Raw genomic sequence first — 26,082 nt, 5'->3', positions numbered from 1 at the left:
CACGAGAGGGGCTCCATGGCACGGTTGCCGTCCGCCGAGCGGCGGCGACAGCTCACCGAAGCGGCGATCAGGGCGATGGCCCGGGACGGCGTCCCCAGGACGACGACCCGGTCCATCGCCGCCGAGGCGGGCGTCTCGCTGAGCGTCTTCCACTACTGCTTCGACTCCAAGCAGCAGCTGATCGAGTCGGTCATCACCACCATCACCGGGCACTACGTGAGCGTGGTGAAGGAGGCCATACGACCCAGGGCCACCCTGGAGGAGACCGTCCGGGCCGGTTTCCAGGCGTACTTCGACCATGTGCGCGCCCACCCCGACGAGCACATGCTCACCTACGAGCTCACGCAGTACGCGCTGCGCCAGCCCGGTTTCGAACACCTGGCACGCCGTCAGTACGAGCTGTACGCCGAGGCGTACACCGAACTCATCGACCAGCTGCGGCAGTCCATGGGGCTGCGCCTGCACGTGCCCGTGCCGGTCCTGGCCCGCTACCTGGCCGCCATGACCGACGGACTGACGCTCAACTACCTGGTTCTGGGCGACGACCCGGCCTGGGCGGGCAGCCTCGACACGGTCACCGCGCACGTCGCCGGGCTGGTGCGGGAGAACTGACGGCACACTCCTCCGAATTGGTTGTCATGGGAACGCCACTGAGGGGCATTCGAACAAAACAAGTCGAAACAGTGAGGAGAGTGCGGCCCGTTCGGTCCGCGCCATCGACAACTGGGAGTTTTCCATGGCGAGTTATGGCGGTTCCTCTGCCGCGTCCTCCGGTTCGCGCGCCAACGGCCTGGCGATCGCGAGCCTGTGCTGCGGCATCATCGGCCTGTTCTTCCTGAACATCGTCCTCGGCCCGCTGGCCATCGTCTTCGGTGCGGTCGCCCGCCGTCAGGCGTCGGTCCGCAACGGTGCCGGGATGGCGAAGGCCGGCATCATCCTCGGCATCGTCGACGTGGTCCTGTGGCTCGTCCTCCTGGCCGTGGCCAGCAGCAACGGCGGCTTCAGCTGGTACGTGGGCGGCTGACGGCCGTCCGACCGACGTGGGGCGTGCGGCGGACCGGCCGGCGCCGGTCCGCCGGGTCAGGGGGCCGTTCCGGTCCTCTTGCGGGCGCGGTAGGCGGCTGCCTTGATCTTGTTGCCGCAGGAGTCCATTCCGCACCACTGCCGTCGCATGCCCCGCGAGCGGTCGATGTAGATCCGTGTGCACTCCGGGTTCCCGCACTCCTTGAGCAGGGGCACGTCCGGGCCGCTCAGGAGCTCGACGGTGTGCCGCGCCACCATGGAGAGGGCCTCGTCCGGCGTCGCCTGCGTCCAGCGTCCCGACGGGGTGAGCTGGGGCACGGCGGGCGGCGTACGGGCCGCGTTGTTCACCACGGTCAGCGCCGCCCCGTCGTACTCCTCCCCCAGCCGGCGGGCGGTGACCAGCCGGTAGACCGCTTCCCGTACGGCCCTCGCCCGCTCGACGTCCGCCTCCTGGCCGGGCGAGACGGCGTCGACCAGGCCGGACTCCACGTACCACGCGGTCAGCCGGTCCGGCGTCACGAACATCTCGAACGGTGCCGAACGGCGCGCCCGGAGCGTGGCGGCGAAGTCGAGTGCCGGGTTCCCGCAGACGAAGACATGGTCCAGATTCACGTCACCATTCTGACCGGTGACCCATGGTGCGGCAAGCCTCAGAGGCGGTCGGTGCTCGTAGGGGCCGGTGAACCGGTCGCGCTACGAGGCGCCGCCGCCCGGGGCGGTGAACGGGTCCCGCTCGACGTCGAGGGTGACGGCGGGGACCGGGATCACGAGGGGGTGGCGAGCCGCTCCTCCAGTGCGTCGTAGCGGCGCTGCGCACACCCCCACTACGCCATCACCCCTGTAACGGGTGACACCGAAAGAGAAGTGATGGCGGTCAGTATTCGTACGGGCCGTCGCCCCTCGTGGAGTCGGGGCGGGCACGGCCGGGGACCAGGCGGCGGTAGGCGGCGCGGGCGTGGACGAGTCGGGCCAGACCCGTGCCGATGAGGGCTGCGGTGAACAGGCAGGCCAGCCAGGTGGTGTCGCGGTGACCGGCCCAGGTGAGGACGCCGGCGGGCGGTATGGCGAAGCCGTTGAGGAACAGCCAGCACATCACGGCCGTGCCGGGAGCGGCGGTGAAGCGTGCGCACAGGCCCAGCAGGGCGGCCAGCAGGGACAGCGCGAGCAGGGCCAGTTCGGGCCGGTCCGGCCCCACCGCGGTGTTGAGAAGGGCCACCAGTGCCAGTGCGCCCGCCCCGGCCCCCGCCCAGACCAGCGGCGTGGCCACGGGCTGGGGCACGGGCCTGGCTCCGGTGGCCAGGGGCTTCCACTCGATCATGCCAGTGTTTCCTTCCGGTCCTCCTGGACGGAATTCTCCCCTGGTTGCCGCGGCCGGCCCCCGGGGTGCTCGTCAGCGTGCCAGCCGGTCGCCCTCCGGAGAACAGCCGATCCGGACAGCCACTGCCCGCTCAAGGGCGGGCGGCAGCGGTCGCCTTGGGCGTCTCGGCGACCGGCCCGGCGGCCGGCGTCCGGTCCGGGCGGCGGACGACGCGGCGGGCGAGGGGCTCGGTCCAGCGGGCGGCGAGCGGGCCGAGGACGACCAGGATCAGGACGTAGGCGGTGGCCAGGGGGCCGACGCGGGGTTCGGCGCCGACGGCGAGTCCGGCGATGACGATGGAGAACTCGCCGCGGGCGACCAGCGTGCCGCCCGCGCGCCAGCGGCCCCGGGGCGAGATCCCGGCGCGGCGGGCGGCCCACCAGCCGGTGGCGATCTTCGTCAGGGTGGTGACGACGGCCAGGGCGAGTGCGGGCAGCAGCACGGGCGGAATGGCGGCGGGGTCGGTGTGCAGCCCGAAGAAGACGAAGAACACCGCGGCGAACAGGTCCCGCAGCGGGGTGAGGAGGCTGCTGGCGCCCTCGGCGACCTCGCCGGACAGGGCGATGCCGACCAGGAACGCGCCGACGGCGGCGGAGACGTGCAGCTGCTGGGCGAGACCGGCGACCAGGAGCGTCAGCCCGAGGACGGCCAGCAGCAGCATCTCGGCGCTGTCCGAGGACACCGCGCGGCTGACCAGGCGGCCGTGCCGCAGCGCCACATAGAGGACGGCGCCGACCGTGCCCAGCGAGATCAGCAGTGTGACCGCGCCGCCCGCGAGGCCCGCCCCGGCCAGCAGGGCGGTGAGGATCGGCAGGTACACCGCCATGGCCAGGTCCTCCAGGACCAGCACGCCGAGGACGACCGGTGTCTCGCGGTTGCCGAGGCGGCGCAGGTCGCCCAGCACCTTGGCGATGACCCCGGAGGAGGAGATCCAGGTGACACCGGCCAGGGCGACGGCGGCCACCGGCCCCCAGCCGAGCAGGAACGCCATCGCGGCCCCGGGCACGGCGTTGAGGATGAAGTCGACGGCCCCGGACGGGTACTGGGTTTTCAGCGTGGTGACGAGTTCGGAGGCGCTGTACTCCAGGCCCAGCAGGAGCAGCAGGAGGATGACGCCTATCTCGGCGCCGGTGGCCACGAACTCCTCGCTGGCCCGCAGCGGCAGGATGCCGCCCTGGCCGAAGGCGAGCCCGGCCAGCAGGTACAGGGGTATCGGCGAGAAGCCCACCCGTCCGGCGAGGCGTCCCAGGAGCCCCAGGGCGAGGATGATCGCCCCGAGTTCGATGAGCATGGCGGTGGTGTCGTGCACGGGCGTCTGACCTCCGTTGATCGGGTCTGCGGCGTCTGTGCCAGGGGGCGTGAGCGCCCGGGGGTACGGCTCGGTGAGCGGGGGGGGGTGGCAGAGGGGGCGTGACCTCGCGCGCCGGGCGACGGGCCCGGGCCACGCGGTGTGCGGCGCCGGCGGTCCGCTGCGCTCCGGCCGTCATCGGGCGGGCTACGCGTGACACGCCATGTCACGCCGCGAGGCCGGGCGTCGGGGCAGGCATCACGCGCCGGCGTCACACGTCGGGCGAGAGGGGACCGCTATGCGGCGCGGCCGGTATCAGGGACGCCGTCACGGGCGGCGTTGTGGACGCGGACGGGCACCACTCGCCCCATGTCACGCCCCCCTCACGCCGGCCCTGGTAGCGGGCGGCCACTGTGTCGTCGTACCGAGCGGCCGAGCGACTGTGCGCGGCCACGCTCAACCGAGCGTAATGGCTCGGTAAAGAATCCTAGCGCACGTCAACCTTCCTCCGTCGTGCGACAGTTCTGAAGGCGACGGCCGGCATCCCGGTGACGGGCCGTCGCCCCTCATGTGCCGGCCGACCGCCGCACGGCCCGCGGCGACGCGCCGAGTTCCTTGCGGCAGGTCTTGTTGAAGGCCTGGAGGTCGGGGATGCCGACCGTCGCCGCGACGGCCGGGATCGCCAGCGTCGACGCGATGAGCAGGTGACGCGCGCGCTCCATACGGCGGCGCCGCACCCAGCCGACGACCGTGTGCCCGGTGCCGTCGCGAAACAGCCGGGTCAGGTGCGTGTGCGACACCCCCGCGGCCCGGGCGATCGCGGGAACGCTCAGCGGGTCGGCCAGGTGCTCCTCGATGTGGGCCATGGCCGCCCGCAGCGCCGGGTGCCGGGCATCGGAGGGCGATGCGGCCGCCTCGGCCAGGCCGGTCGTGCGCCACAGCACCGTCCACAGTTCCGCCGAGGCCCGGACCGGGGACTGGGCACTCGCCGAGATCGTCTGGCGCAGCAAGGCGCTCAGCGCCGCCGCCTCCGCACCGGCGTCCTGCATCGCCGGCAGCCGCCGCCGCTCCCCGTCGCCCGGCAGCCGGAAGTGGGCGTACAGATGCTCGCAGCGCGGGGCGTCGTAGTGGAAGTGCACCTCGGTGCCGGGCGGTACGAGGCTGAGGTGGCCGGGGCGGATCGGGTGCCGGGCGTCGTCGAACTCCAGGGTGCCGGAGTAGCCGTAGAGGTGGAGCTGCCACAGGTGCGGGAGGCGGAAGACCTCGTGCGGGCCGGCCGAGCCGTGCACGCCCACGCCCGCGTGCACCAGGTCGGGCGGCAGGTCGAGGGGGAGTTCCACGAAGGTCGCCATGGTGGAAAATTACCAGTGGTTGCCGATTACAGCCCACGACTGCGGGGCCACGCGCTTCTACGGTTGCGTCATGTCAACCACCACACAGCTGTTGAGCTCCGTCGAGGTGGCGCGGTTCACGGCCCACGGTTTCCTGCGCCTCGACGGCGTCGTGCCCCGCGAGATGAACGAGGAGGCGCTCGGGCTCTTCGCCGCCGGGACGCTGCCCGCCGTGCCCTACGGCACTCCGGTGCCGGCGGCCTTCCCCGACGGTTCCTTCACCCGCCGGCTCCTCGGACTGCCCGCGGTGGCGGGTGCGTTGCGGAGCCTGGTGGGGCCGGATCCGGACGTCGACCACCACTACGTTCACACCCGCATGCCCCGGGAGGGCAGTGCGCAGGCGCTGCACGCCGACGCCCTCATCGACGTGCGGCCCGACGCGTTCGACGTGCAACTCATGTACTACCCGCAGGAGGTGACCGCCGACATGGGCGGCACGCTCGTCGTCCCGGGCAGCCATCTGCGGCGCATCAACGAGTCCGACACCGGCCGCTACCAGAACCTGCTCGGCCAGACCCGGCTGACGTGCCCGGCCGGGACCGTGCTCCTGATGCACCACGGCATCTGGCACGGCGGGCGGCGCAACGACAGCGACACCGTGCGCCACATGTACAAGATCCGCTTCAACCCGACCGTGCCGCAGGTGCGGCTGTGGGACACGCGGGACCTGGACTCGCCGGCGGTGCGCGAGGAGCTGGGGCGTTTCTTCCCCTGGTACGAGCAGGCCACCGGCCGGCTGGAGATCCACAACCGGGTCCTGCTGTGGCGCTCCCTGTCCGCCGACCCAGGCTTCGACATCGAGCACTGGGCCACCCGCATCGCCAACCGTCCCGGCGCGTCCACCCCGCCCGCCACGCCCTCCGCACCACCCGCAGCACAGAGGAGCACCGTATGACCACCACCCGGCAGCAGGTCCTCGTCCTCTACCTCGACAACTCGGCCCTCGATTCCCGGGTCGTCGGCTGGGCCCGCTACGACGGCACGGGCACGACCCGTCCGACCACCGGCGACAGCGACGAACCCCCGTACAAGTCGGGGGTCGACGCCCTGGAGGACGGCTGGCGGCTCTTTCAGGCGTCCCCGCTCGTTCCGCCGTATCCGGGCGCGGAACACGCGACGTCGTTCCTCAAGCACGAGTTCTTCTTCGAGAAGCTCGTGCGCCGGTGAGCCCGGACGCCCCGAGCGCGCTTCTGCGGTTTCCGGGCCGGGCATGACGAAACCCCGGGTGAAGACCCGGGGTCGGTTCGTCCTCGTGTGCGGGTGCTCAGACGAAGGCGCTCTGGCCCGTGATCGACTTGCCGACGATCAGGGTGTTCATCTCGCGGGTGCCCTCGAAGGAGTAGATCGCCTCGGCGTCGGCGAAGAAGCGGGCGATGTCGTGCTCCAGCAGGATGCCGTTGCCGCCGAAGATCTCCCGGCTCCAGGCCACGACCTCGCGCATCCGGGAGGTGACGAACGCCTTGGCCAGCGAGGAGTGTTCGTCGCGGAAGATGCCCGCGTCCTGCAGCCGGGCGAGCTGCGTCATCATGCCCCAGGAGGCGGTGATGTTGCCCAGGCTCTTGACCAGCAGGTCCTGCACCAGCTGGAAACCGCCGATCGGGCGGCCGAACTGCTTGCGTTCCCGGGCGTAGTCCAGGGCGAGTTCGTAGGCGCCGACCATGACGCCCAGCGCCTGCCAGGCCACTCCCGCACGGGTCGCGCGCAGGATCTCGGCGACGTCGCGGAAGGAGTCGATGTTCTGCAGCCGGTTGGCCTCCGGCACCCGGACGTCGGTCAGGGTGATCTCGGCGTTCTCCACGATCCGGAAGGCGATCTTGCCCTCGATCTTCACGGGGTCGAAGCCGGGCGTGCCCTTCTCGACGACGAAGCCCTTGACGTGGTTGTCGTCGAGGTCGCGCGCCCACACCACGACGTAGTCGGCGAAGGTGGCGTTGCCGATCCACTTCTTGGCGCCGTTCAGGACCCAGGTGTCGCCCTCGCGCTTGGCGGTGGTGCGCATGCCGCCCGCGACGTCGGACCCGCCGAGCGGCTCGGTCATCGCGAACGCGCCGATCTTGTCCATGGCGGCCATCGCCGGCAGCCAGCGGTCGCGCTGCTCCTGGTCGCCGCCGGAGTAGACGGAGTACATGGCCAGGCCGTTGTGGACGCCGAAGAAGGTGGACACCGAGGCGTCGGTGCGGGCCATCTCCATGGCCATCGTGCCGCTGAGCAGGTTGCTGACGCCGGGACGGTGCTCGCCGTAGCCCTCGTAGGGGAGACCGGCGAGGCCGCTCTCGCGGAACAGGCCGATGAGCTCCGTCGGGAACTGGTCCTTGCCCCAGTTCTCGTTCACCAGCGGCTTGACCTCGTCGCGCATGAGGGCGCGGGTCTTGAGGAGGAGCTTGCGCTCGTCGTCGGGCAGCAGCGCCTCGTAGTCGTAGAAGTCGGCGACCAGCTGGTCCTGGAGAGGTTCTTGCGTGGTGGTCATCTCAGTTCTCCTCCTTGTCCGCGCTGTCCAGGGCTGCCAGGACAGCGAGTTGCCTGCGGTCGCGCGTCTCGGTGAGCTCCGAGTACGTGGAGGAGCCGTAGGCCTTTTCCACGGCTTCGATGAGCCGTTCCTGTGCTTCCTCTTGTTCCTTCTGTTCCATGTCATGCGCCGGGGTGCCGAGTCCCGCGCCGGTCTTCTGCATCGACTTGCCGATGTGCTCGACCAGGTGCCGGTAACCGCCGGGTCCGCCGCCCAGGTGCGCGCCGAGGAACGGCCCGACGGTGGCCCAGCGCAGGCCCAGCGAGTTGATCACGACCTTGTCGAGGTCCTCGGGGGTCACCACGCCCTCCTGCACGAGGTACGCGGCCTCGCGGCTGAGGGCGTTCTGCAGGCGGTTGCCGACGAAGCCGGGGATCTCCTTGCGCTCGACGACCGGGGTGCGGCCGACCGATGTGTAGAAGTCCACCGCGTCCAGCACGGCGTCCTCGCCGGTGCGTATCCCGGGGACGACCTCGACGAGCGGGACCAGGTGCGGCGGGTTGAAGGGATGGCCGATCAGCACCCGTGCGGCGTCCTCGTCGGACAGCTCCCCGGTGAACGCGCTCGACGGGATCGCCGAGGAGGAGCTGAGCAGCAGGGCGTGTGCGGGTGCCTCCCGGGCGAGCGTGGCGAACAGGTCCTTCTTGAACTCGGCCCGCTCGGGTCCGTTCTCCTGGACCACGTCGGCGTCCCGGACGGCCTCGGCGACGTCCGCGGCGAGGTGCACGCGGTCGGCGAGGCCGGTGACGTCCAGGCCGCGGGCGGCCAGATGCGGGGTGTAGGTGGCCAGGGCCTCGTCCACGGCCTCGGCGAGGTCGGGGCGCGGGTCGCTCACCCGGACGGTCAGGCCGTGCGCGGCGAACAGCGTGGCCCAGGACAGTCCAATGGTCCCGGCGCCGATCACCGCGGCGGTACGGAAGGCGCGGTTCATGACGCGGCTCCCTTCAGGTAGTCGTGGACCGGCTCGACGCCTGCCAGCGTCAGGTCGGTGAGGATGTGGCTGGCGGAGACGACGTCCAGCACCGGCAGGTCGGCCAGCGGGGCGAGCACGTGCTGGAACAGCTGGAGCCGGGCGGGGCCGGTCCAGGCGCCCTTGACGGTGACGTCGGTGATGCGGGTGCGGACGAGTTCCTGCACGCGCGGCAGACCGTCGTAGCCGGGGATCGTCTTCAGCATGAAGGTGGGCACGGTGATCTGTGCCTCGGCCTCGGCCCGGTCCAGCTCGTGGTGCTTGTAGCCCATGGTCGCGGTGGCGACCCGCAGGCTGCCGTGGTCGAGGGTGCCGACGAGCGCGCCGGAGTCGACGTACAGCGCCGGGGAGCCGATGACCTTCGGGTAGGCGGAGACCTCGCGGCCGGAGGCGGTGGCCGGGAAGTTGTCCAGGTGCATCGTGTGCAGGTACTCGCCCCGTTCGCCCTCGAAGCTGACGGGGATCGCCTGGCCGGCCTCGGTGTAAGGGCCGTAGCCGCTGACGTCGCCCATCTTCATGACCTCGAACCGGACCAGCGGCTCGTCGATCCGCAGCGGTTCGGGGACGACGGCCCGCAGCGCGTCGGGATCGGTGCGGTAGACGACGTTGAGGTACTCGCGGTCGGTGAAGCGCGGCACCATCGGCGCGTACGCCGGGCTGGTGAGGGGGGTGGTGACGTGCTGTCGTACGTCTGCGGCCATCATGTCCGGCTCACCGCCCGGTCCAGCGCGCGGGGCGGCGCTCGGCGAAGGCGGTCATGCCCTCGCGTACGTCGTCCGAGGCCATCAGCGACTTCATCCGCGTGCGCTGGAAGGCGAAGGCCTCCTCGTCGGACGCCCCCTCTGCGGCGCGCACCACGCGCTTGACCGCGGCGAGGGCGAGCGGGGCGTTCTCCGCGACGCGTTCGGCCAGCCGGAGCGCCTCGGCGACGGCCTGCCCCTTCCCGGTCACCCGGTTGGCCAGGCCCAGTTCGCCGGCCCGGCGGCCGTCGACGGGGTCGCCGGTCAGCAGGAACTCCATCGCCAGGTGGTGCGGGATGCGCTGGGGCAGCCGGATCACGCCGCCGCCCGCGGCGATCAGACCGCGCTTGACCTCGGGCAGACCGAACCGGGCGTCCTCGGCGGCGACGATCAGGTCGCAGGCCAGGGCCAGTTCGAAGCCGCCGCCCATGGCGAAGCCCTCCACGGCGGCGATGAGGGGCTTGTCCGGCCGGGCCTCGGTCAGGCCGCCGAATCCGCGGCCCTCGACGTCGGGCGACTCGCCGCGCAGGGCCGCCTTGAGGTCCATGCCGGCGCTGAACGTGCCGCCCTCGCCGGTCAGGACGCCGACCCGCAGGGCGGGGTCGGCCTCCAGCTCGTCGAGAGCGTCGGCCAGCGCGGTGGCGGTCGCGGCGTTCACGGCGTTGCGGGCCTCGGGGCGGTCCAGGGTGATGAGCAGGGTGGAGCCGATGTGTTCGGTGCGCACGACGGGAGATGCGGGGGCGCTCATGGCTGTTCCTCCTGTGACGGTCTGCTGACGATCAGCGGGTGGTGGCGTCGAGTTCGGCGAAAACGTCCTCGGTGTCCTGGCCCGCGACGGGAGCGAGGCGGCGGATCGAGCCGGGGGTGGCGGAGAAGCGCAGCGGGATGCCGATGGTGCGGACCGTGCCCTCGGTCGGGTGCTCGACGCTGTCGAGCAGGTGGCCGTCACGGACGTAGGGGTCGTCGTGGGCACGGTCGAGTTCCAGCACCGGGGCCATCGGGATGCTGTGCTTGGCGCACACCTCGGCCCACTCTTCGGTGGTCAGCGCCGGTGCGCAGGCCGCCAGCAGCTCGGCCAGGTCCTCGTGGTCGGCGCTGTCGATGGCGTCGCCGTTCACGCGCGGGTCCTCGGCGAGGTCCGGGCGTCCGGCGGCGGTGAAGAAGTCCCGGTAGTTGTGCGGGTTGTACGGCATGACGCAGGCCAGACCGTCCTTGGTGCGCACGGCCTTGTGGCCCTTCAGCATCGACAGCGCGAAGCCGGTGGGGCCGGTCTCGGGCACGTGGGTGTGGCCCGCGAGGTGCTCGACCAGGTTGAAGGCGATCAGGGTGTCGGTCATCGGGATCTCGACGAGCTGGCCCTGGCCGGTGTTGTTGCGGTGCAGCAGGGCGGCCAGCACGCTGTAGGCGATGGTCAGCGAGGAGACCTTGTCGCCGATGATGGTCGGCAGGTAGACGGGCTCGCCGAGCGCCCGGTCGGCGATGTCGACCAGACCGGAGGCGGCCTGCACGGTCTCGTCGTACGCGGCGTTGCCGGCCCGGTCCGAGTCGCTGCGGAAGCCCTGGGCGTGCGCGTAGACGAGGCCGGGGTTGCGGGCGGCGATGTCGTCGTAGGACAGGCCCAGGCGGTGCAGGGCGCCGGGGCGCATGTTGGTGATCAGTACGTCCGCGGTGTCGATCAGCCGCAGGGCGCGCTCGCGGTCGGTGTCGTCCTTGAGGTCGAGGGCGACGCTGCGCTTGTTGCGGTTGACGTTGAGGTTCAGCGGGGTCATGCCCGGGGTGGTCTTGTAGTGGCCCACGCGGACGGTGTCGGCCGGCGACTCGATCTTGATCACGTCGGCGCCCAGGTCGCCGAGGATCTGGGCGGCGTAGGGGCCCATCACCACGGTCGAGAGGTCGATCACGCGGACGCCCTGCAGCGGGCCGGCGACGGTGTCATTGATGTCCGCCATCGGTTTCTTCACTCCTTCGCTCGCCATGTGTGTGTATCTGGAAACTAAGTTAGCGCGGCGAGCCTGCGAGGGGAAACGAATGGCATGACCGAATAACGAAAAGCGGTATGACCACAGTGGTCATACCGCTTTTCGTGAAGGTTTTACGGTGATTATGAGTGGAGCGGCTCGGCGAACACCTCTCGAGCCACCTCAATGACTTCCCGCAGGTCACCGCCGTTGGCTCGGTCCTTGCGCCAGATCAGACCCGTCTCCAGACGGGGGTGGAAATCGGAGAAGGGAAGGACGGTGACGTTGTCGAGACGGTAATTCTGCACCGGACTTCTCGGATCCAGCATGGAAATGGAGAACGCCAGACCGCTGGAGACTATTTCGGAGATTCCCTCGAATGTGGCGGTGCCCAGTTCGATGCGCTGCTTGATGCCGAGTTCGGCGAGCTGCTGGTCGAGGCCGCGGAAGTAGGCGTTGGTCACCGCCGTCGGAGAGCCCGCGTAGGCGAGTTCCGCCAGTTCCGCGAGGGCGACGGACTCGCGCCCCTCGAACCGGTCCCGGGGCACGACCGCGCCGAGCCGCTCCGACATCACCGGCATCTGCTCCAGCGCCGGATCACCGCCGGCCGGGAGCCGGGCCAGCGTCAGCGCCAGCCGGCCGTCGCACACCGCGTCGACGAGCCGGTCGGTGCCGCCGGGCCAGCGTTTGATCTCGAACCGGTCGCCGACCCGCTCGGCCAGGGCGTCCATCCGTTCCCGCAGGTCGGGATGGACGCCGGTGGGCACACCGAGCAGCAGGGTGGTGCGCTGCGGGCGGGCCGTCTCGTCCAGCCGCCACTTGATGGAGTCGACCTGCTCCAGTACTCCGCGGGCGATCGGCAGCAGCGCGTTGCCGGCCGCGGTGAGCCGTACGTGATGGGTGTCCCGGTCGAACAGCCGGTGCCCGACCTCGTTCTCGAGGTCCTTGATCCGCCGGCTCAACGGGGAGGCGGCCATGTGCAGTTTGCGGGCGGCGGTGGAGAAGTTCAGTTCTTGGGCGACGGCGAGGAAATAGCGCAGGTGCAGGAGCTCCACGGGATCAAGCCTAAAGGGTGGCGCCCAGGTCAGGGCGGTCCGCGCCCCGCTGGACGACTTCGCCGCCTCGTTCCCGCACCAGCCGAAGCAGCGGCGCGAACCGTCCCGTCAGGTCACCCCCTTGCCCGCACGAACACTGTGATCAATGGATAAATCGCCTAGAATTTGCCGGAGTTGACTTCAGCTAGGGGTGAGGATGCGCTCTGCCGTCACCAGCTCCCCGGAAGGCCGGCCGACCTGATGTCCCTCCTCCCCGAGCCCGGGCCGGATGACCTCGATCCCCCGCCCGCCTCCCTGGCGGGGCCCGAGGGTGATGCCGTGGCCTGTGGACCCGGTGCGGCCGCGCGTACGTGGGTGGCCCGAATCGCTATGCCCTCCGTCATGGCGCTCGGTGGCGCCGTCGTCTCTTACGCCAGCGTCGGCGAGGGGTTCGCCGGAAGCCCGTCCCTGTCCCAGGTCGTCGCCACGGGCCTGACGGCCGGCATCACCTATCTCGGTACGGCTGCCGTGACCGACCGCGGCGTGGCGGATCCGCGTGGTGTCAGCGAACCGCGCGGGGCTCAGGACATGCCGTCGGAACAGCCGACCATAGCCCTCTGCTACCTGCCAGGGGAGCGGACCTGGGCGGACTGGACCGCCACGGTACTGGTCCGCGCCGGGTTCACCGTCCTGCGGCGGGGCGGACTGCCGCCCCGGGACGACGAGCCGGAGCAGGCCGTACAGCAGCTTCTGGACGGTGCCGACAGCGCCCTGGTCCTGCTCCCCGAGGTCCCGCCGCAGAACCTGGCCCATTACACCGGATGGCAGCACCAGCTGATCGCCGCCCATGAGGCGGGCGAGCCGATCAGCTGGATCCGCTATGGATCACTAGATCTCTGGGGCGACGCGCGGCAGGGGGAGGCCGATCCGCTCGAGACGCTGCCCCACGACGCCTGTCTGGACCTGTCGTCCCGGGAACCGGATGTGGCCGCGTCCGCTCTGGTGACACGACTCCACCGGTTGGGCCTCACACCAGGGGGTGCGGTGACAGACGTGGCACTCCTCGCCGCTGGGCTCGGCTACCCCGCATGGGGCGCGGCCATCACCAACTTCCCCCCGCGCAACCCCCACTTCACGGATCGTGACACTGCTCTGGCCACGCTCGCGCAGTGCTTGCTCTCGGACGACGGCGGGTCCCGCCCCGACGCCGGTGGCTTGGTGGGTCTGCCGGGAGTCGGCAAGACCCAGACAGCGCTGGAGTTCGGACATCGCTTCGGCAGCCACTACGACGTGGTGTGGTGGGTCAATGCCGAGCGCCAGGTGTCGTTGAGCGGCCAGCTCTCCGAACTCGCACGGACCCTGGGGGCGGAGGAGGTCCCGGACCTGACAGTGATGCTCACCCGGCTCTGGAGCGCTCTACGCGAGCGGAGCCGCTGGCTCCTTGTCTACGACAACGTCGAGCAGCCCCCGGATGTCTCCACTATCTGGCCCCGAGCGTCGAACGGCGACGTGCTGATCACGTCGCGCAACCCCAATTGGGGCTCCCTGGGCGTGACCCGGGTCCCCTTGAGAGCCTTCGACGTGGACGACGGGGAGGCCTTTCTCCTCAAACGCACGCGGGAGTCCGACCGCGAGGCCGCGCGGGACGTCGCCGCCCGGCTGGGCGGTCTTCCCTTCGCCTTGGAGTACGTCGGCGCCTATGTGGAGGAGCGCCGTGCGTCGCTGGCCGGATACCGAGCCCTGCTGGGCGAGGGACCGCGCCACATGTCAGCAGCAGCCGACACGGATTGGTTTGCCTCGGCCATGGCCACTTCCTGGAATGTCAGTTTCGACTCAGCGAACGACGAGAATCCGCACGTCCGGGCGCTGCTCTCCGTCTTCTCCTTTCTGGCGCCGGACGACATCCCAAGAGACCTGGTCCCCGAGCACGTGGGTGTCGTCGGCGGGGAGCGAGGGGGGCTGCCGGCCACGCGAGCCGAGTACGACCGCGCGCTGGCGGTCCTTGTCAGGCTGTCGCTGGTCGACGCCACGGAGGACCGCATCACCATCCACCGCCTGGCTCAGGAGTACGTGCTCAGTCGGATGGCCGGCCCCGAGGAACAGCGCTGGGCGGTCTGTTCGGCCCTGGCCTTGGTGAACGCGGCGTTCCCTCTGGAGCCTTCGAGCCCGGCGTCCTGGGTGACGTGCCAACGTCTCATGCCGCACGTTCTGGAACTCACCGAGGCGCGGGCGGCCCACTCCCCGCTGCTACGGGAGCGCTGTCCCGCCGTATTGGGATCACTGCTACTGCGTGCCGGACGCTATCTGCACCTCCGGGGCGAACACCGTCCGGCGCGGGCACTGCTGGAGCAGTCTCTGGAGGTGGAGTCGTCACGAGTGGAACCCGACCGACTGGCGAGGGCCACGGTGCTCGCCGCACTCGGCCGTGTCTACTACCACCAGGCCGAGCTGAGGGAGGCCCGCCGCGTGATCGAGCAGGCCATCGCGGCGGCGGTCGGCGAGCTCGGCGACCAGGATCACTTCGTGGGCCGGCTGCGCCTCCATCTGAGCCGAATTCTGAGAGAGTCGACCGCATTCGAGGAAGCCGAGCGGGTCGCCCTTGAGGTGCTGGAGCACGTGCGTCAGTCCGACGGCGTCCGGCCTCCGCTGGTAGCGGAGGCGTGGGTGACGTACGGAGACGCCCTGTGGAGGCGCGGCCGTCTCCAGGAAGCCGCCGACGCCTACCGCAAGGCGCTCGAGGTGCGTTCGGCCCTGCCGGACACCCCGGCCATCGACATGGCCACGTGTCACAAGCATCTCGGCATCATCAGCAGGGAACTGGACGACCTCGACACAGCGGAGCAGGAACTGCGCACGGCGCGCACCCTGCTCATCGCAGACTACGGGGCCGACTACGGGGAGAACCACCGCGACGTGATCGATGTCGACGGTCATCTCGCCGAGGTCCTGCGGCGCTCGGGGCGCCTGGAGGAGGCGTACGGACTGCTGCGGCGGGTTGTCGCGGTGCGGGAGGAGGAGTTCCAGGACCACCCGGATGTGGCGGGCAGTCTCACGAAACTGGGTGCGCTGCTGTGCGACCAGGGCCGCTACGAGGAATCGATGTCAGTGCTGAACCGGGCCGTCGCCATGTTCGAGCGGTGCATGGGCAGTGAGCACCCCTACGTTGCCGACGCGGTGGTCGAGCGCTCCCTGACCCGGCGTGCGGCGGGGGACCAGGAGGGCGCGGTGACTGACATCGACAGGGCCGTGTCCCTCTATGTGGCCCGGTATGCGGTCGGGCACCCCGACCTCGAGCGGGCGCAGCGTGTGCGGCAGGCGATCACTCCGTAGGAGCGGGCGGGCCGTACTCCGCCCTGTACGCACGCCGCCGGGGCGGCCGCTTTCTCCCTCGGCTCGGATGGGCCCGCCTCCCGAACGCGAGGTCCGCGCCCTCGTGGAGAAGGTCGCTTCAACACCGCGATGGCCTCCTGACAGCTGCCGAGCGAGTGAATACGACCTTTTCCGTACAGCGATCGTCGGCGCACCGGGAAGGCATGCCCCACCTCCGACAAGCGATGGGCGGGAGACAGCCATGCCGAAGTTCCTCATTCAGGCCGGCTACACCACCGAAGGCACCAAGGGCCTGCTCAAAGAAGGGGGCAGTGGGCGCCGGGCCGCCGTGGAGCAGGTCGTCAGCGGGCTCGGGGGGCGGGTCGAGGCGATGTACTTCGCCTTCGGGGACGACGACGTCGTGATGATCGTCGACTTCCCCGACAGCGTCTCCATGGCGGCAGTCAGCCTCACCGTCAAGGCCAGCGGGACCGTCCGCACCCGGGCGACGCCGCTGCTCACCGTCGAGGAGATCGACGGGGCCGTCCGCCGGGAGGTCACCTTCCGGGCGGCGGGAGCGTGAGGGGGGTATGCGCCCGCGGCGAGGCGTCGCGCCCCGTCACGCCGGCTCGGACACCCGGCGATGGCCGGAGAGGACGACGAGCCCGCCGATGGCGGCGAGGCCCGTCAGGACGGTGCCGAAGAGGGTCGTACCGGCCGGCAGTCCCACGGCGTCCATGAGGTAGCCCGTGGATACCGGGAGCAGGCCGGCCGGGATGTAACCGCCCACGTTCAGCGCGGCGTTGGCCTCGGCGAGGCGCTGCGCCGGAACGGTGGAGTTGAGCAAGGACAGTCCGCCGAGCTGACCCATGCCCTGACCGGCCCCGGCGAGCAGGGCGGAGGCGACGAGCAGCACGACCGAGGAAGCGTGCACGGCGGCGATCAGCGCGGCCATGCTGAGGGTGGTGCTGATCGCACCGGCGGTCAGGATGGTGCGCCGGGGCAGCTTCTGCACGGCGAACTGGACGCCGGTGGCGGCGAGGAACATGACGAACGCCATGGATCCGGCGACGATCCGGCTGGTGGTGCCGAGCAGTTCGGTCAGCAGGGTGGGGCCCAGCGACAGCACGAAGGACGTGGCGGTGATGCCGGGGGCGAACACCGCGATGCCGAGAGTGAGGTGGATGCCGTTGCCGTGCGGGACGCCGGGCACGCGCAACCAGGCGCCCTCGCCGCGGGCGGCGGGGCGGCGTACCGGCATGTGCAGCACGGCGAGGACGGCCGTGAACAGCAGAACCGCCTCGACGACGAAGACGGTGGCGGTGGGGGCCGGGAGCGTCTCGGACAGCACGCCGGCGAGCAGCGGGCCGAGGCCGGCGCCGAAGACCATCGCGCACGAGGCGAGCAGGGCTGCCAGCCGCTTGCGCCCAGGGCCCGCCACGTCCGTCACGGCGGCCATGCCGGCGGAGACGACCGCGCCGACGGCGATGCCGGTGAACAGCCGGGCGACGATCAGTGCGGCGACCGACGTGGCGGTCGCGAAGATCGCGCAGGCGGCCAGGGCGAGCGCGAGGGCGGGCAGCAGCACGGCTTTGCGTCCCAGCCGGTCGGAGACGACGCCCGACATGAGCAGCGAGCCGAGCAGTCCGACGATGTAGAAAGCGAAGACGACGGTCAGGGTGCCCTTGGAGAACCCGATGTCGCGCTGCCACAGCACGTACAGCGGGGTCGCCGCGTTGGACAGCACGAAGACGGCGGTGACCGGCCAGGCCGTCAGCCAAACCCACCAGGTGGGCGTGGGCGCCGTGGGCGGGGCCGGTTCCGGCTGTGCGGCCTGCTGTTCGTCCACCGTCTCGGCGAACAGGGTCCGGCTCTGCGACATGAGGTGCTCCCTCCGGCGAGGTTGGTACGAGTTTTCTCGAACCTAGCATGCAGTACGATTGAACTCGTACAAAGGATTTCGGCGACAGGGAGCTGGCCATGTCCGCGACGGTTCGACAAGCGCCGGTCGTCAAGGTGGTGCCGGAGCCGGAGAACCTGCCCGATCCGCTGCCCGAGCCGGCGGTCGGTGAGCTGCGGCTGGAGACCGTGCTGGGCGCGCTGAGCGACCCGCTGCGCCTGCGCATCGTGCGCAAACTCCTGCTCGAGTCGGAGGCGTTCGACCACTCCTGCGGCTGGTTCGGCCTCGACCGCCCCAAGTCCTCCCTCACCCACCACTTCAAGGCATTGCGCGAGGCCGGCGTCACCCGCCAGCGCCAGTACGGCCTGGAACGCCGCAGCCACGTCCGGGTGGACGACCTGAACGCCCGTTTCCCGGGGCTGCTGGATCTGGTCGCGGCTTGGACACCGCCTGACGCGCCCTGAAACGGGGCTTCCCCGTCCGGCGCGTGAGGCCACCGCCCCCGTTACGGTTTCGGGAATCGGCCGCACACGAGGGGGCGTACGTCGGCATGGGCACACGAGGGCAAGGGCGAGGGCGGGAGCGGGGCAGGGCCCTCGCGACGGCTCATCCGCTTCTGGTCGACATCGGCGTCGCGCTGCTTGTCCAGGGCGCGATGACCATGCCGTTCCTCGTGCCGCGCGCGCCGGGGCTGCCGCCGGCGACCTGGGCCGCGTACGGGCTGAGCACGCTCACCGTCCTGCCGCTGGTCTGGCGCAGGCGCGCCCCCGTCGCCGTGCTGTTCGCGGTGCTGGCCACCAGCGCGCTGTACCGGCTGACCGTCGACGGGCCGGGACAGCCGTTGCCGTACACCGGGCTGATCGTCACCTACACCGTCGCCGCGCTGGCGAGCCCCCGCAAGCGGCTCCTGACCGGACTCGTGCTGCTGGCCGCCGTGCCGGTCGGGGTGTGGCTCAACACCCGGTCGGCCCGTGAACTGACCTTCTCGCTCTTCGTGTTCGCCTCCGCCTACGGGTTCGGGCGGCTGACCGACGCCCGGCAGCGGGCCCACCGTGTCGAGGCCGAACAGGCCGCCGCGCGCGAACGGGCCCGGATCGCACGGGAGATGCACGACGTCCTCTCCCACGCCGTGAGCCTGATGATCGTGCAGGCCGAGGCCGGACCGGTGGCCGTGCGGGTCGCGCCCGATCGGGCCGTGGCCGCCTTCGACGCCATCTCCGCGACCGGGCGGGACGCCATGACACAGTTGCGGAACATGCTGGGCGTGCTGCGGGACGACGCCGACGAGCCCGGTTCCGCCGCCCCGCGCGAGCCGCAGCCCGGACTCGCCGCCCTGCCCGGTCTCCTCGACCGGGTGCGCGGGGGCGGACTCGACGTGACGTACCAGGCCGTCGGCGACCTCCGGCCCGTTCCGGAGGGCGCCGGGGCCACCGTCTTCCGGGTGGTCCAGGAGGCCCTGACCAATACCCTCAAGCATGCGGACGCACGGTCGGTGCACGTCCGATTGCACTACGGGGCAGACGAGTTGGGGGTCGTTGTGATCGATGACGGAAAGGGACCGCGAGGGACGTCCCGCCGGGGCGGGCACGGGCTCGCCGGGATGCGGGAACGGGCGGCGGCGCACGGGGGCAGCGCGACCGCGGGGCCCGGCGCGGACGGGCGGGGGTTCGAGGTGCGGGTGCGGATTCCCGTGCCCGAGGCGGCGGAGGCCGGGCGATGACGCTGCGTGTCGCCGTCGCCGACGATCAGGAGCTCGTGCGCAGCGGCTTCGCGATGATCCTGGACGCGCAGCCGGACATCGAGGTCGTCGCCGAGGCGGGTGACGGGGCCGAAGCGGTCGAGGCGGTACGGCGGCACGCTCCGGACGTGGCGCTGCTCGACATCAGGATGCCGCGCATGGACGGGATCGAGGCCTGCCGCGCGATCAGCGCCCTGGGCGACTGCCGGACCGTGATGCTGACGACCTTCGACTCCGACGAGTACGTGTACGACGCGCTGCACGCGGGCGCGAGCGGCTTCCTGCTCAAGGACGTCCGCCGGGACGACCTCGTGCACGCCGTGCGGGTCGTCGCCCGGGGGGACTCGCTGCTCGCGCCCTCCGTCGCCCGGCGCCTGGTGGAGCAGTACACCCGGCCCGCCGCCGCCCGGAACCGCCGGCCCGATCCCCGGCTGGACGTCCTGACCGCCCGGGAGCGCGAGACGCTGCTGCTGCTCGCGCGGGGCCTGTCGAACGCCGAGATCGCCGCGGAACTGGTGGTCAGCGACCACACGGTGAAGACGCACGTCGGCAACGTGCTGGCCAAACTGGGCCTCAGGGACCGGATCCAGGCCGTGATCTGTGCGTACGAGACGGGCCTCGTCGCCGCCGGGGATCCCCCGCCGGGGGGAGGGGCCCGGGCCGGGTCCTCCCCCATGCCGGCGAGAAAGTGACGCCGCAGGACCACCGGCGGAGGCGATCCGCGCGGCGGCTCCGCTCCGGAGGATGAAGGCGTCGCACAACGTCGGCCCCTCTCACCGGAGTTCGCCATGAAGACCCGTACTCGTCTGCTCACCGCCGTCGTGCTCGTCGCGGGCATCGCCGCAGGACCGGCCGTGCTCCCGGCCGCCGCCTCCGCCCCGGCCGCCCCGACGGCCGCACGCGTCACCGCGGAGCAGTCCCCGGACACCGCCCTACAAGCCGCGATCGCCGGGCTGCCCGCCGCCGACGCCACCGCCGCACTCGTGCGGGTAGGGGGCACGGAAGGGGTGTGGCGGGGCAGTTCGGGCGTGCACGACCTGCGGTCCGGACGGCCCGCGGATCCCGCCGCCCGCTTCCGCGCCGGGTCCGTGACCAAGGTCTTCACCGCGGCGGTCGCCCTGCGACTGGCCGAGGAGGGCCGCCTGGACCTCGATCGCACCGCCCGCTCCTACCTCCCGGACCTGATCCCGGCGTCGTACGCGGGCGTCACCGTCCGGCAGCTCCTGAACCACACGCACGGCATCCCGGCGCCGGACTTCCCCGGCACCACCGTCGAGGAGTGGTACGCGAACCGTTTCCAGGTCCACGACCCCGAGGACATGGTCCGTTCGGCGACGTCGAAGAAGCGCGAATTCGCGCCGGGCGAGCGGCAGCACTACCTCAACGTCGGGTACACCATCGCCGGCCTGCTCATCGAACGCGCCACCCACGACACCTACGAGCGTCAGGTCGCCCGGCGGGTGCTCGGGCCGCTGGGACTGCGCGACACGTACTTCCCGGGGGCGAACCCGCGCATCACCGGGCCGCACAACCACGGCTACCAGACCATGCGGCTCGACGACGGCACGACCGGACTCCGGGACGTCTCCGTGTGGGGGTCGACGGACGGCTGGGCGGCCGGGGACATCGTCTCGACCACCGCCGACCTGGAGCGGTTCACGCAGGCCCTGTTCCGTGGACGGATCGTGCGCGGGCCGCTGCTGGAGGAGATGTTCACCCTGCCCGAGGCGAGCGACTTCGAGACCGGGGAACCGGCCGCCTACTCCGTCGGTCTGTCCATGAAGGTGCTCGGCGGGCGGGAGGTCTGGGGCAAGACGGGCGGGCGCTGGGGATACAACGCCGCCATCGCCTCCACCCGCGGCGGCTCGCGCACCCTCGTCTACAGCGTCAACTCCACCGACGCCAAGGGCCGGGGCATGAACCGGACCGCCGAGAAGATCATGGTCGCGGCCTACGGCAGACCGTGAGCGGGGCGGGCGCGGGGCTCACGCCGGTGGCGTCGCCCGCACGAGGCCCGTCTGGTACGCGATGACGACCAGCTGTGCCCGGTCCCGGGCGTGCAGCTTGGTCATGGCCCGGTGGATGTGCGTGCGGACGGTCAGCGGGCTGAGGGTGAGGTCGTCGGCGATCTCCGTGTTGGACCTGCCCTCCGCGGCCAGGGCCATCACCTCGCGTTCGCGGACGGTGAGCTCGGCGAGGCGCTCCGGCGGTGCCAGGTGGGTGCCGGGGGCGGGGGCCATGAGGAAGCGGGTGATGAGGGAGCGGGTGGCGACGGGCGACAGCAGGGCCTCGCCGGAGGCCACCGTGCGCACGCCGTCGAGCAGGGTGTCGGCGGTGACGTCCTTGCCGAGGAAGCCGCTGGCCCCGGCGCGCAGGGCCTGGGCGACGTAGTCCTCGGTCTCGAACGTGGTGAGGATCAGGACCCGGGTGGCGGACAGCTCCGGGTCGGCGCACAGCTCGGAGGTTGCGGTCAGGCCGTCGGTGCCGGGCATGCGGATGTCCATGAGGACGATGTCCGGGCGCAGCTTCCGGGTCAGGGCGACCGCCTCGGCACCGTCGGACGCCTCGCCGACCACCTCCATGTCCGCGCAGGAGTCGATGAGGATGCGGAAGGTGGCCCGCAGCAGGGCCTGGTCGTCGGCGAGCAGCACCCTGATGGTCATGCGGTGGTTCCTTCGGAGAGGTGGGAGGAGGGTTGCAGGGGCAGCGCGGTGGTGACCTCGAAGCCGCCCTGGGGGCGGGGCCCCGCGCACAGTTCGCCGCCGATGGAGAGGGCGCGTTCGCGCATGCCCATGACGCCGAAGCCGCGGCCCCGGGGGACCTCCGGCACGCTGGGGCCGTCGTTGGTGACGGTGATCAGCAGCCGGGAGCCGGTGTAGACGAGCAGCACGTGGGCGGTCTCGGCGGTGGCGTGCTTGGTGACGTTGGTGAGGGCTTCCTGCACGATCCGGTACGCGGTCAGGTCGACGCCGGGCGACAGCGGCCGCGGTTCGCCTCGCGTGGTGACCGTGACCTCCAGGCCCGCCGACTCGCACGCCGAGACCAGCTCCGGCAGGCGGGACAGGCCCGGGGACGGTTCCAGTCCCGAGGAGCCGGGGGCGTCGTCGTCGCGCAGCAGGCCGAGCGTGGCCTTCAGTTCCCGCAGCGCGGAGGACGTGGTGCCGGTCAGGTCGGTGAGGATCTTCCGGCTCTGTTCGGGGCTGGTGAGCGCGAGGTGCGCGGCCGTGCCGGCCTGGGCGTTGGCCAGGGCCATGTGGTGGGCCACCACGTCGTGCAGCTCCCGGGCGATGCGCACCCGCTCCTCGGTGACCCGCAGGCGGGCCTCCTCCTCCCTGGTGCGCTCGGCGTGTTCGGCCCGGGCCCGCAACGACTGGAGGTAGGCGCGCCGCAGCTGCGTCATCTTGCCGGCGGCGAGCGGCAGCATCAGCCAGAAGATCGGGCCGATCGTCCGGAGCAGCAGGGAGACGTGGTTCATGGAGGCGGAGAACACCGCCGCGAGCGTCACCGCGAGCAGGACGGGAAGGCCGTGGACGCGGGTGGACCTGCGGTCGGTGAGGGCGGCCAGCCAGTAGAGGGCAGCCATGACCGGTGCCAGCAGCAGGGGTGTGACCAGGTAGCCGAGCGCGACCGCGGCCACCGTGCAGGTCCCGGCCACGACGACGGCGGTGCGCGGGTGGGTGCGGTGCTTGAGCAGGACGAGGCAGGCCACGCCCATGAGGGCGGTGGCGGCCTTGTCATGGTCCGGCGGGTCGGCACCGGGCATGGTGAGCGTGCCGCCGAGGGCGGTACAGCCCATCAGTGCCAGGACCATCGCCAGATCGACGAGGAACACGTGGCGTGCCGAGAATTCCTCGAGGCGATCCTGGTAGCGCCGCTCCGGGCTGACGTTCATCGGGCTCTTTCGGTCGGTGGGGCTTCGACCATCGTGGTCGAGGTCGAGCGGGAACGCCCGAGGGGCCGCCCGTGTCCTTCACCACGGACGGCCCGGCGTGCGGGTGTCTCAGGTGCGGGCCGGCTCCAGGTCGCGGGCGCGGTCCCCGGCCGGTACCGGCTCCGGCCGGCTGAGGCCCTCGCCCTCCACGTCGACCCGGGGCAGTGCCCGGTCCAGCCACTTCGGCAGCCACCAGGCCTTCTCGCCGAGCAGGGCGAGGACGGCCGGCACGATCGCCATCCGTACGACGAAGGCGTCGAAGAGGACGGCGGAGGCCAGCCCGAAGCCGATCATCTTGATCATGGAGTCGCTCTCGCCGATGAACCCGGCGAACACCGCGATCATGATGAGGGCAGCGGCCACGACCACCCGGGCGCTGTGCCGGAAGCCGGACGTGACGGCCTGGGCGGGCGACTCGCCGTGGACGTGGGCCTCCCGCATCCGGGAGACGAGGAACACCTCGTAGTCCATCGCGAGGCCGAAGACGATGCCCACCAGGAAGATCGGCATCAGGCTCATGATCGGGCCGGTCTGCTCCACGCCGAGGAGCTCGGCGCCGTGGCCCTGCTGGAAGACCACCACGACCGCGCCGAGGGAGGCCAGCACCGACAGCAGGAAGCCGAGGGCCGCCTTGAGCGGGACGAGCAGGGACCGGAAGACCACCAGCAGCAGCACGACCGCCAGGCCGACCACGACGATCAGGTACGGGACCAGCGCGGCCTGCACCTTCTCGGCGATGTCGATGTTCATCGCGGTGCTGCCGGTGACCTCGTAGGTCGCGCCGGTGCCGGATTCGAGGCCGGGGCGCTCGTCCCGGATGGTGGTGACCAGGTCCTTGGTCTTCTCGTCGGTCGGCGCGGTGGAGGGCACGGCCGAGAAGACCGCGGTGTCGCCGGCTTCGTTGAAGCGGGCCGGGGAGACGGACACGACGCCCTTCGTGCCGCCGATCTCCTTCGCGATCGTGCCGGCGGCGGCCTTCGGGTCGGCGGCGCCCCTGGCGTCCACGACGACGGTCAGCGGCCCGTTGAAGCCCGGCCCGAAGCCCTCGGCGAGCGCGTCGTAAGCCCGGCGCTCGGTGGAGGAGACCGGCTTGGCCTCGTCGCCGGGCATGCCGAGCTGGAGATCGGCGGCGGGCAGGGCGAGGGCGCCGAGGCCGACCACGCCGAGGAGCAGCACGGGGAGGGGGCGGCGCAGCACGAACCGCGCCCAGCGGGTGCCGGCGTTGTCCCCGGTGCCCTCCTCGATCCGGCCGCTCCTGCGGGCCCGCCGGGTGAGCACGGCGTTCGGCCAGAAGCCGAGGAGAGCGGGGACGAGGGTGAGGGCGACCAGTACGGCGACGACGACCGCGCCCGCGGCGGCCAGCCCCATCTTGGTGAGCATCGGGATGCCGACCACGGCGAGCCCGGCCAGCGCGATCACGACGGTGAGCCCCGCGAAGACGACCGCGGAACCGGCCGTGCCCACGGCCAGCGCCGTCGCCTCCTGCGGCGTGCGGCCCTTGGCGCGCTCCTCCCGGTAGCGGGAGACGACGAACAGGGCGTAGTCGATGCCGACGGCGAGGCCCAGCATCATCGCCAGGGTGCCGGTGGTCGTGGACAGGCCCAGGGCGCCGGCCAGGGTGAGGATCGTGGCCATGCTGACGCCGACGCCGACGACGGCCGTCAGCAGGGGCAGCCCGGCGGCGGCCAGCGAGCCGAAGGTGACCAGGAGCACCACGGCGGCTATCGCGACACCGATCACCTCGGCCGCGCCGCCCGGGCCGCCCTCGGCGCCCAGCGCGCTGCCGCCCGCCTCGACGGTCAGGCCGGAGTCCCGGGCCTGCTCCAGGGCCCGCTCCAGGTGGTCGCGGCCGGCGTCGGTGAGGTCGGCGGACTCGACCTTGTAGGTGACTGTGGCGAAGGCCGTCCTGCCGTCCTCGCTGACCGTCTTCGCCCGGAACGGGTCGACGGCGCTCGCGACCTGCGGGCCGTCACCGAGCTCGGCCACGGTCTTCTCGACGGCCTTCCTGTTCCCGGCGGCCGTGACCTTCTCGCCGCCCGGCGCGATGAAGACGACCCTGGCCGTCGCGCTGTCGGCCGTGGCCCCGGGGAAGCGCTGCTCCATCAGGTCGAACGCCTTCTGGGACTCGATGCCGGGCATCGAGAACCCCTCGTCGCCGGCCGCCGGGGCCTTGACGGAGCCCAGCCCCACGGCGGCCAGGACGGCCGCCCAGACCAGGGCGACGTACCAGCGCCGCCGGAAGGCCAGACGGCCCACTCGATACAGGAAAGTTGCCACGGCAGGAGGTCTCCACATCTGGTGTCGGACGTCTGCCCAGCCTCTCCGTGGGGGGCCTGTCCCGTCGTCGTGCGCCTGCCGACAATCTCCGGTACTCGGATCGCAGTACGCGAGGGCGCCGGGTCCACCCCGGGTACGAGATTCCCGAGCCTTCTGAACCGGCCTGTGCTACCTTGGCTGGCGTTGCAGTTTTGGTTCCCAGAGACTTCGAGTGCTCTTTCGACCTTTGTCGACGCGAGCACTCTTTTTTGTTTCCGAGGATTCTCGGATCTCCTTAGGGTGATCATTTCGGCGACTACGGGTCCGCAAGGTGCGGGCCCTGAGTACTGCCCTCAAGGGAGATTCATATGGCTACCGGCACCGTGAAGTGGTTCAACTCGGAAAAGGGCTTCGGCTTCATCGAGCAGGAGGGTGGCGGCCCGGACGTCTTCGCCCACTACTCGAACATCGCCACCTCTGGCTTCCGTGAGCTCCAGGAAGGCCAGAAGGTCACCTTCGACGTCACACAGGGCCAGAAGGGCCCGCAGGCCGAGAACATCGTTCCCGCCTGACGCGTACGCGCATGCCCTGACCGGGGCCCGCACCCTCGCGGTGCGGGCCTCGGCTCGTTTTGTTTGTCTCCGGCTCAACTCTTGCGAATCCTGCGGCACCGCGGTGCCG

25 protein-coding genes are annotated in these 26,082 nt (G+C 71.3%); 11 read left to right on the top strand and 14 right to left on the bottom strand.

The features are described 5' to 3' along the window. The first annotated feature begins 15 nt into the window (after window positions 1-15). Window positions 16-612 (top strand): TetR/AcrR family transcriptional regulator, encoded by a 597-nt coding sequence (locus ADK65_RS13900; RefSeq protein ID WP_053670389.1) that lies wholly within the window; start codon window positions 16-18, stop codon window positions 610-612. A 124-nt stretch (window positions 613-736) separates the two neighbouring features. Further along, entirely contained in the window at window positions 737-1,024 is a 288-nt protein-coding gene (locus ADK65_RS13895; RefSeq protein WP_053670388.1) for a DUF4190 domain-containing protein, read from the top strand. Between the two features lie 56 nt (window positions 1,025-1,080). Here the strand turns inward: ADK65_RS13895 and ADK65_RS13890 are convergent, their stop codons facing one another. From ADK65_RS13890 to ADK65_RS13875, 4 genes are all read right to left on the bottom strand, one after another. Beyond that, complete coding sequence (locus ADK65_RS13890) at window positions 1,081-1,635, bottom strand: CGNR zinc finger domain-containing protein (protein WP_053670387.1); 555 nt, start codon at window positions 1,633-1,635, stop codon at window positions 1,081-1,083. Window positions 1,636-1,897: 262 nt separating this feature from the next. Beyond that, window positions 1,898-2,341 (bottom strand): hypothetical protein, encoded by a 444-nt coding sequence (locus ADK65_RS13885; protein ID WP_053670386.1) that lies wholly within the window; start codon window positions 2,339-2,341, stop codon window positions 1,898-1,900. Window positions 2,342-2,471: 130 nt separating this feature from the next. Next, on the bottom strand, window positions 2,472-3,689 hold the full coding sequence (locus ADK65_RS13880) for a cation:proton antiporter (protein WP_053670385.1): 1,218 nt from the start codon (window positions 3,687-3,689) through the stop codon (window positions 2,472-2,474). A gap of 545 nt (window positions 3,690-4,234) precedes the next feature. Next, on the bottom strand, window positions 4,235-5,020 hold the full coding sequence (locus ADK65_RS13875) for an AraC family transcriptional regulator (protein WP_053670384.1): 786 nt from the start codon (window positions 5,018-5,020) through the stop codon (window positions 4,235-4,237). Between the two features lie 70 nt (window positions 5,021-5,090). Here ADK65_RS13875 and ADK65_RS13870 point away from each other — a divergent pair, with 70 nt between their 5' ends. After that, window positions 5,091-5,954, top strand: a complete 864-nt coding sequence (locus ADK65_RS13870; RefSeq protein ID WP_053670383.1) for a phytanoyl-CoA dioxygenase family protein — start codon at window positions 5,091-5,093, stop codon at window positions 5,952-5,954. Next, window positions 5,951-6,226: a hypothetical protein gene (locus ADK65_RS13865; protein WP_053670382.1), complete on the top strand. Its 276-nt coding sequence runs from the start codon at window positions 5,951-5,953 to the stop codon at window positions 6,224-6,226. Before ADK65_RS13870 ends, ADK65_RS13865 begins: the two co-directional genes overlap by 4 nt. Window positions 6,227-6,323: 97 nt before the next feature. Here ADK65_RS13865 and ADK65_RS13860 read toward each other — a convergent pair whose 3' ends face one another. The 6 genes from ADK65_RS13860 to ADK65_RS13835 all read right to left on the bottom strand — a co-directional run bounded on the left by ADK65_RS13860 (window position 6,324) and on the right by ADK65_RS13835 (window position 12,288). Continuing rightward, window positions 6,324-7,526 (bottom strand): acyl-CoA dehydrogenase family protein, encoded by a 1,203-nt coding sequence (locus tag ADK65_RS13860; RefSeq protein ID WP_053670381.1) that lies wholly within the window; start codon window positions 7,524-7,526, stop codon window positions 6,324-6,326. 1 nt (window position 7,527) lies between these two features. Further along, window positions 7,528-8,496 (bottom strand): 3-hydroxyacyl-CoA dehydrogenase NAD-binding domain-containing protein, encoded by a 969-nt coding sequence (locus ADK65_RS13855; RefSeq protein ID WP_053670380.1) that lies wholly within the window; start codon window positions 8,494-8,496, stop codon window positions 7,528-7,530. Beyond that, window positions 8,493-9,239: an acetoacetate decarboxylase gene (locus ADK65_RS13850; RefSeq protein WP_053670379.1), complete on the bottom strand. Its 747-nt coding sequence runs from the start codon at window positions 9,237-9,239 to the stop codon at window positions 8,493-8,495. Before ADK65_RS13850 ends, ADK65_RS13855 begins: the two co-directional genes overlap by 4 nt. Window positions 9,240-9,246: 7 nt before the next feature. Continuing rightward, window positions 9,247-10,023, bottom strand: coding sequence for a crotonase/enoyl-CoA hydratase family protein (locus ADK65_RS13845; protein ID WP_053670378.1), 777 nt, complete (start codon window positions 10,021-10,023; stop codon window positions 9,247-9,249). A 31-nt stretch (window positions 10,024-10,054) separates the two neighbouring features. Continuing rightward, on the bottom strand, window positions 10,055-11,224 hold the full coding sequence (locus ADK65_RS13840) for a CaiB/BaiF CoA transferase family protein (RefSeq protein ID WP_053670377.1): 1,170 nt from the start codon (window positions 11,222-11,224) through the stop codon (window positions 10,055-10,057). 152 nt (window positions 11,225-11,376) lie between these two features. Further along, window positions 11,377-12,288 (bottom strand): LysR family transcriptional regulator, encoded by a 912-nt coding sequence (locus tag ADK65_RS13835; RefSeq protein WP_053670376.1) that lies wholly within the window; start codon window positions 12,286-12,288, stop codon window positions 11,377-11,379. A gap of 381 nt (window positions 12,289-12,669) precedes the next feature. Here ADK65_RS13835 and ADK65_RS13830 point away from each other — a divergent pair, with 381 nt between their 5' ends. Continuing rightward, complete coding sequence (locus ADK65_RS13830; RefSeq protein WP_159038778.1) at window positions 12,670-15,597, top strand: tetratricopeptide repeat protein; 2,928 nt, start codon at window positions 12,670-12,672, stop codon at window positions 15,595-15,597. 241 nt (window positions 15,598-15,838) lie between these two features. Then, window positions 15,839-16,159, top strand: a complete 321-nt coding sequence (locus ADK65_RS13825) for a GYD domain-containing protein (protein WP_053670374.1) — start codon at window positions 15,839-15,841, stop codon at window positions 16,157-16,159. 36 nt (window positions 16,160-16,195) lie between these two features. Here the strand turns inward: ADK65_RS13825 and ADK65_RS13820 are convergent, their stop codons facing one another. Then, on the bottom strand, window positions 16,196-17,458 hold the full coding sequence (locus ADK65_RS13820; protein ID WP_053670373.1) for an MFS transporter: 1,263 nt from the start codon (window positions 17,456-17,458) through the stop codon (window positions 16,196-16,198). A 98-nt stretch (window positions 17,459-17,556) separates the two neighbouring features. Here ADK65_RS13820 and ADK65_RS13815 point away from each other — a divergent pair, with 98 nt between their 5' ends. The 4 genes from ADK65_RS13815 to ADK65_RS13800 all read left to right on the top strand — a co-directional run bounded on the left by ADK65_RS13815 (window position 17,557) and on the right by ADK65_RS13800 (window position 21,181). Beyond that, window positions 17,557-17,940, top strand: a complete 384-nt coding sequence (locus tag ADK65_RS13815; protein ID WP_053670372.1) for an ArsR/SmtB family transcription factor — start codon at window positions 17,557-17,559, stop codon at window positions 17,938-17,940. A gap of 86 nt (window positions 17,941-18,026) precedes the next feature. Then, entirely contained in the window at window positions 18,027-19,196 is a 1,170-nt protein-coding gene (locus ADK65_RS13810; protein WP_053670370.1) for a sensor histidine kinase, read from the top strand. Beyond that, window positions 19,193-19,906 (top strand): response regulator, encoded by a 714-nt coding sequence (locus ADK65_RS13805; RefSeq protein ID WP_053670368.1) that lies wholly within the window; start codon window positions 19,193-19,195, stop codon window positions 19,904-19,906. Before ADK65_RS13810 ends, ADK65_RS13805 begins: the two co-directional genes overlap by 4 nt. A gap of 96 nt (window positions 19,907-20,002) precedes the next feature. Further along, window positions 20,003-21,181: a serine hydrolase domain-containing protein gene (locus ADK65_RS13800; RefSeq protein ID WP_053670367.1), complete on the top strand. Its 1,179-nt coding sequence runs from the start codon at window positions 20,003-20,005 to the stop codon at window positions 21,179-21,181. 18 nt (window positions 21,182-21,199) lie between these two features. On the opposite strand, the gene ADK65_RS13795 is transcribed toward ADK65_RS13800, so the two are convergent. The 3 genes from ADK65_RS13795 to ADK65_RS13785 form a co-directional block, all read right to left on the bottom strand. Beyond that, window positions 21,200-21,877 carry a response regulator transcription factor gene (locus tag ADK65_RS13795; RefSeq protein WP_053670365.1) on the bottom strand — a complete coding sequence of 226 codons (678 nt, stop codon included), beginning with the start codon at window positions 21,875-21,877 and terminating at the stop codon, window positions 21,200-21,202. Continuing rightward, window positions 21,874-23,106 (bottom strand): sensor histidine kinase, encoded by a 1,233-nt coding sequence (locus ADK65_RS13790; RefSeq protein ID WP_053670363.1) that lies wholly within the window; start codon window positions 23,104-23,106, stop codon window positions 21,874-21,876. The genes ADK65_RS13795 and ADK65_RS13790 overlap by 4 nt, the downstream gene beginning before the upstream one ends. Window positions 23,107-23,214: 108 nt before the next feature. Then, window positions 23,215-25,422 carry an MMPL family transporter gene (locus ADK65_RS13785; RefSeq protein ID WP_159038777.1) on the bottom strand — a complete coding sequence of 736 codons (2,208 nt, stop codon included), beginning with the start codon at window positions 25,420-25,422 and terminating at the stop codon, window positions 23,215-23,217. Between the two features lie 347 nt (window positions 25,423-25,769). Between ADK65_RS13785 and ADK65_RS13780 the strand changes: the two genes are divergently transcribed. After that, window positions 25,770-25,973 (top strand): cold-shock protein, encoded by a 204-nt coding sequence (locus ADK65_RS13780; RefSeq protein ID WP_003991681.1) that lies wholly within the window; start codon window positions 25,770-25,772, stop codon window positions 25,971-25,973. The last annotated feature ends 109 nt before the right edge of the window (window positions 25,974-26,082 follow it).

The sequence above is a fragment of the Streptomyces sp. NRRL B-1140 genome, assembly GCF_001280065.1.
In the GTDB taxonomy this organism is placed as follows: Bacteria; Actinomycetota; Actinomycetes; order Streptomycetales; family Streptomycetaceae; genus Streptomyces.
This window is presented reverse-complemented; position numbering and strand designations above follow the sequence as displayed.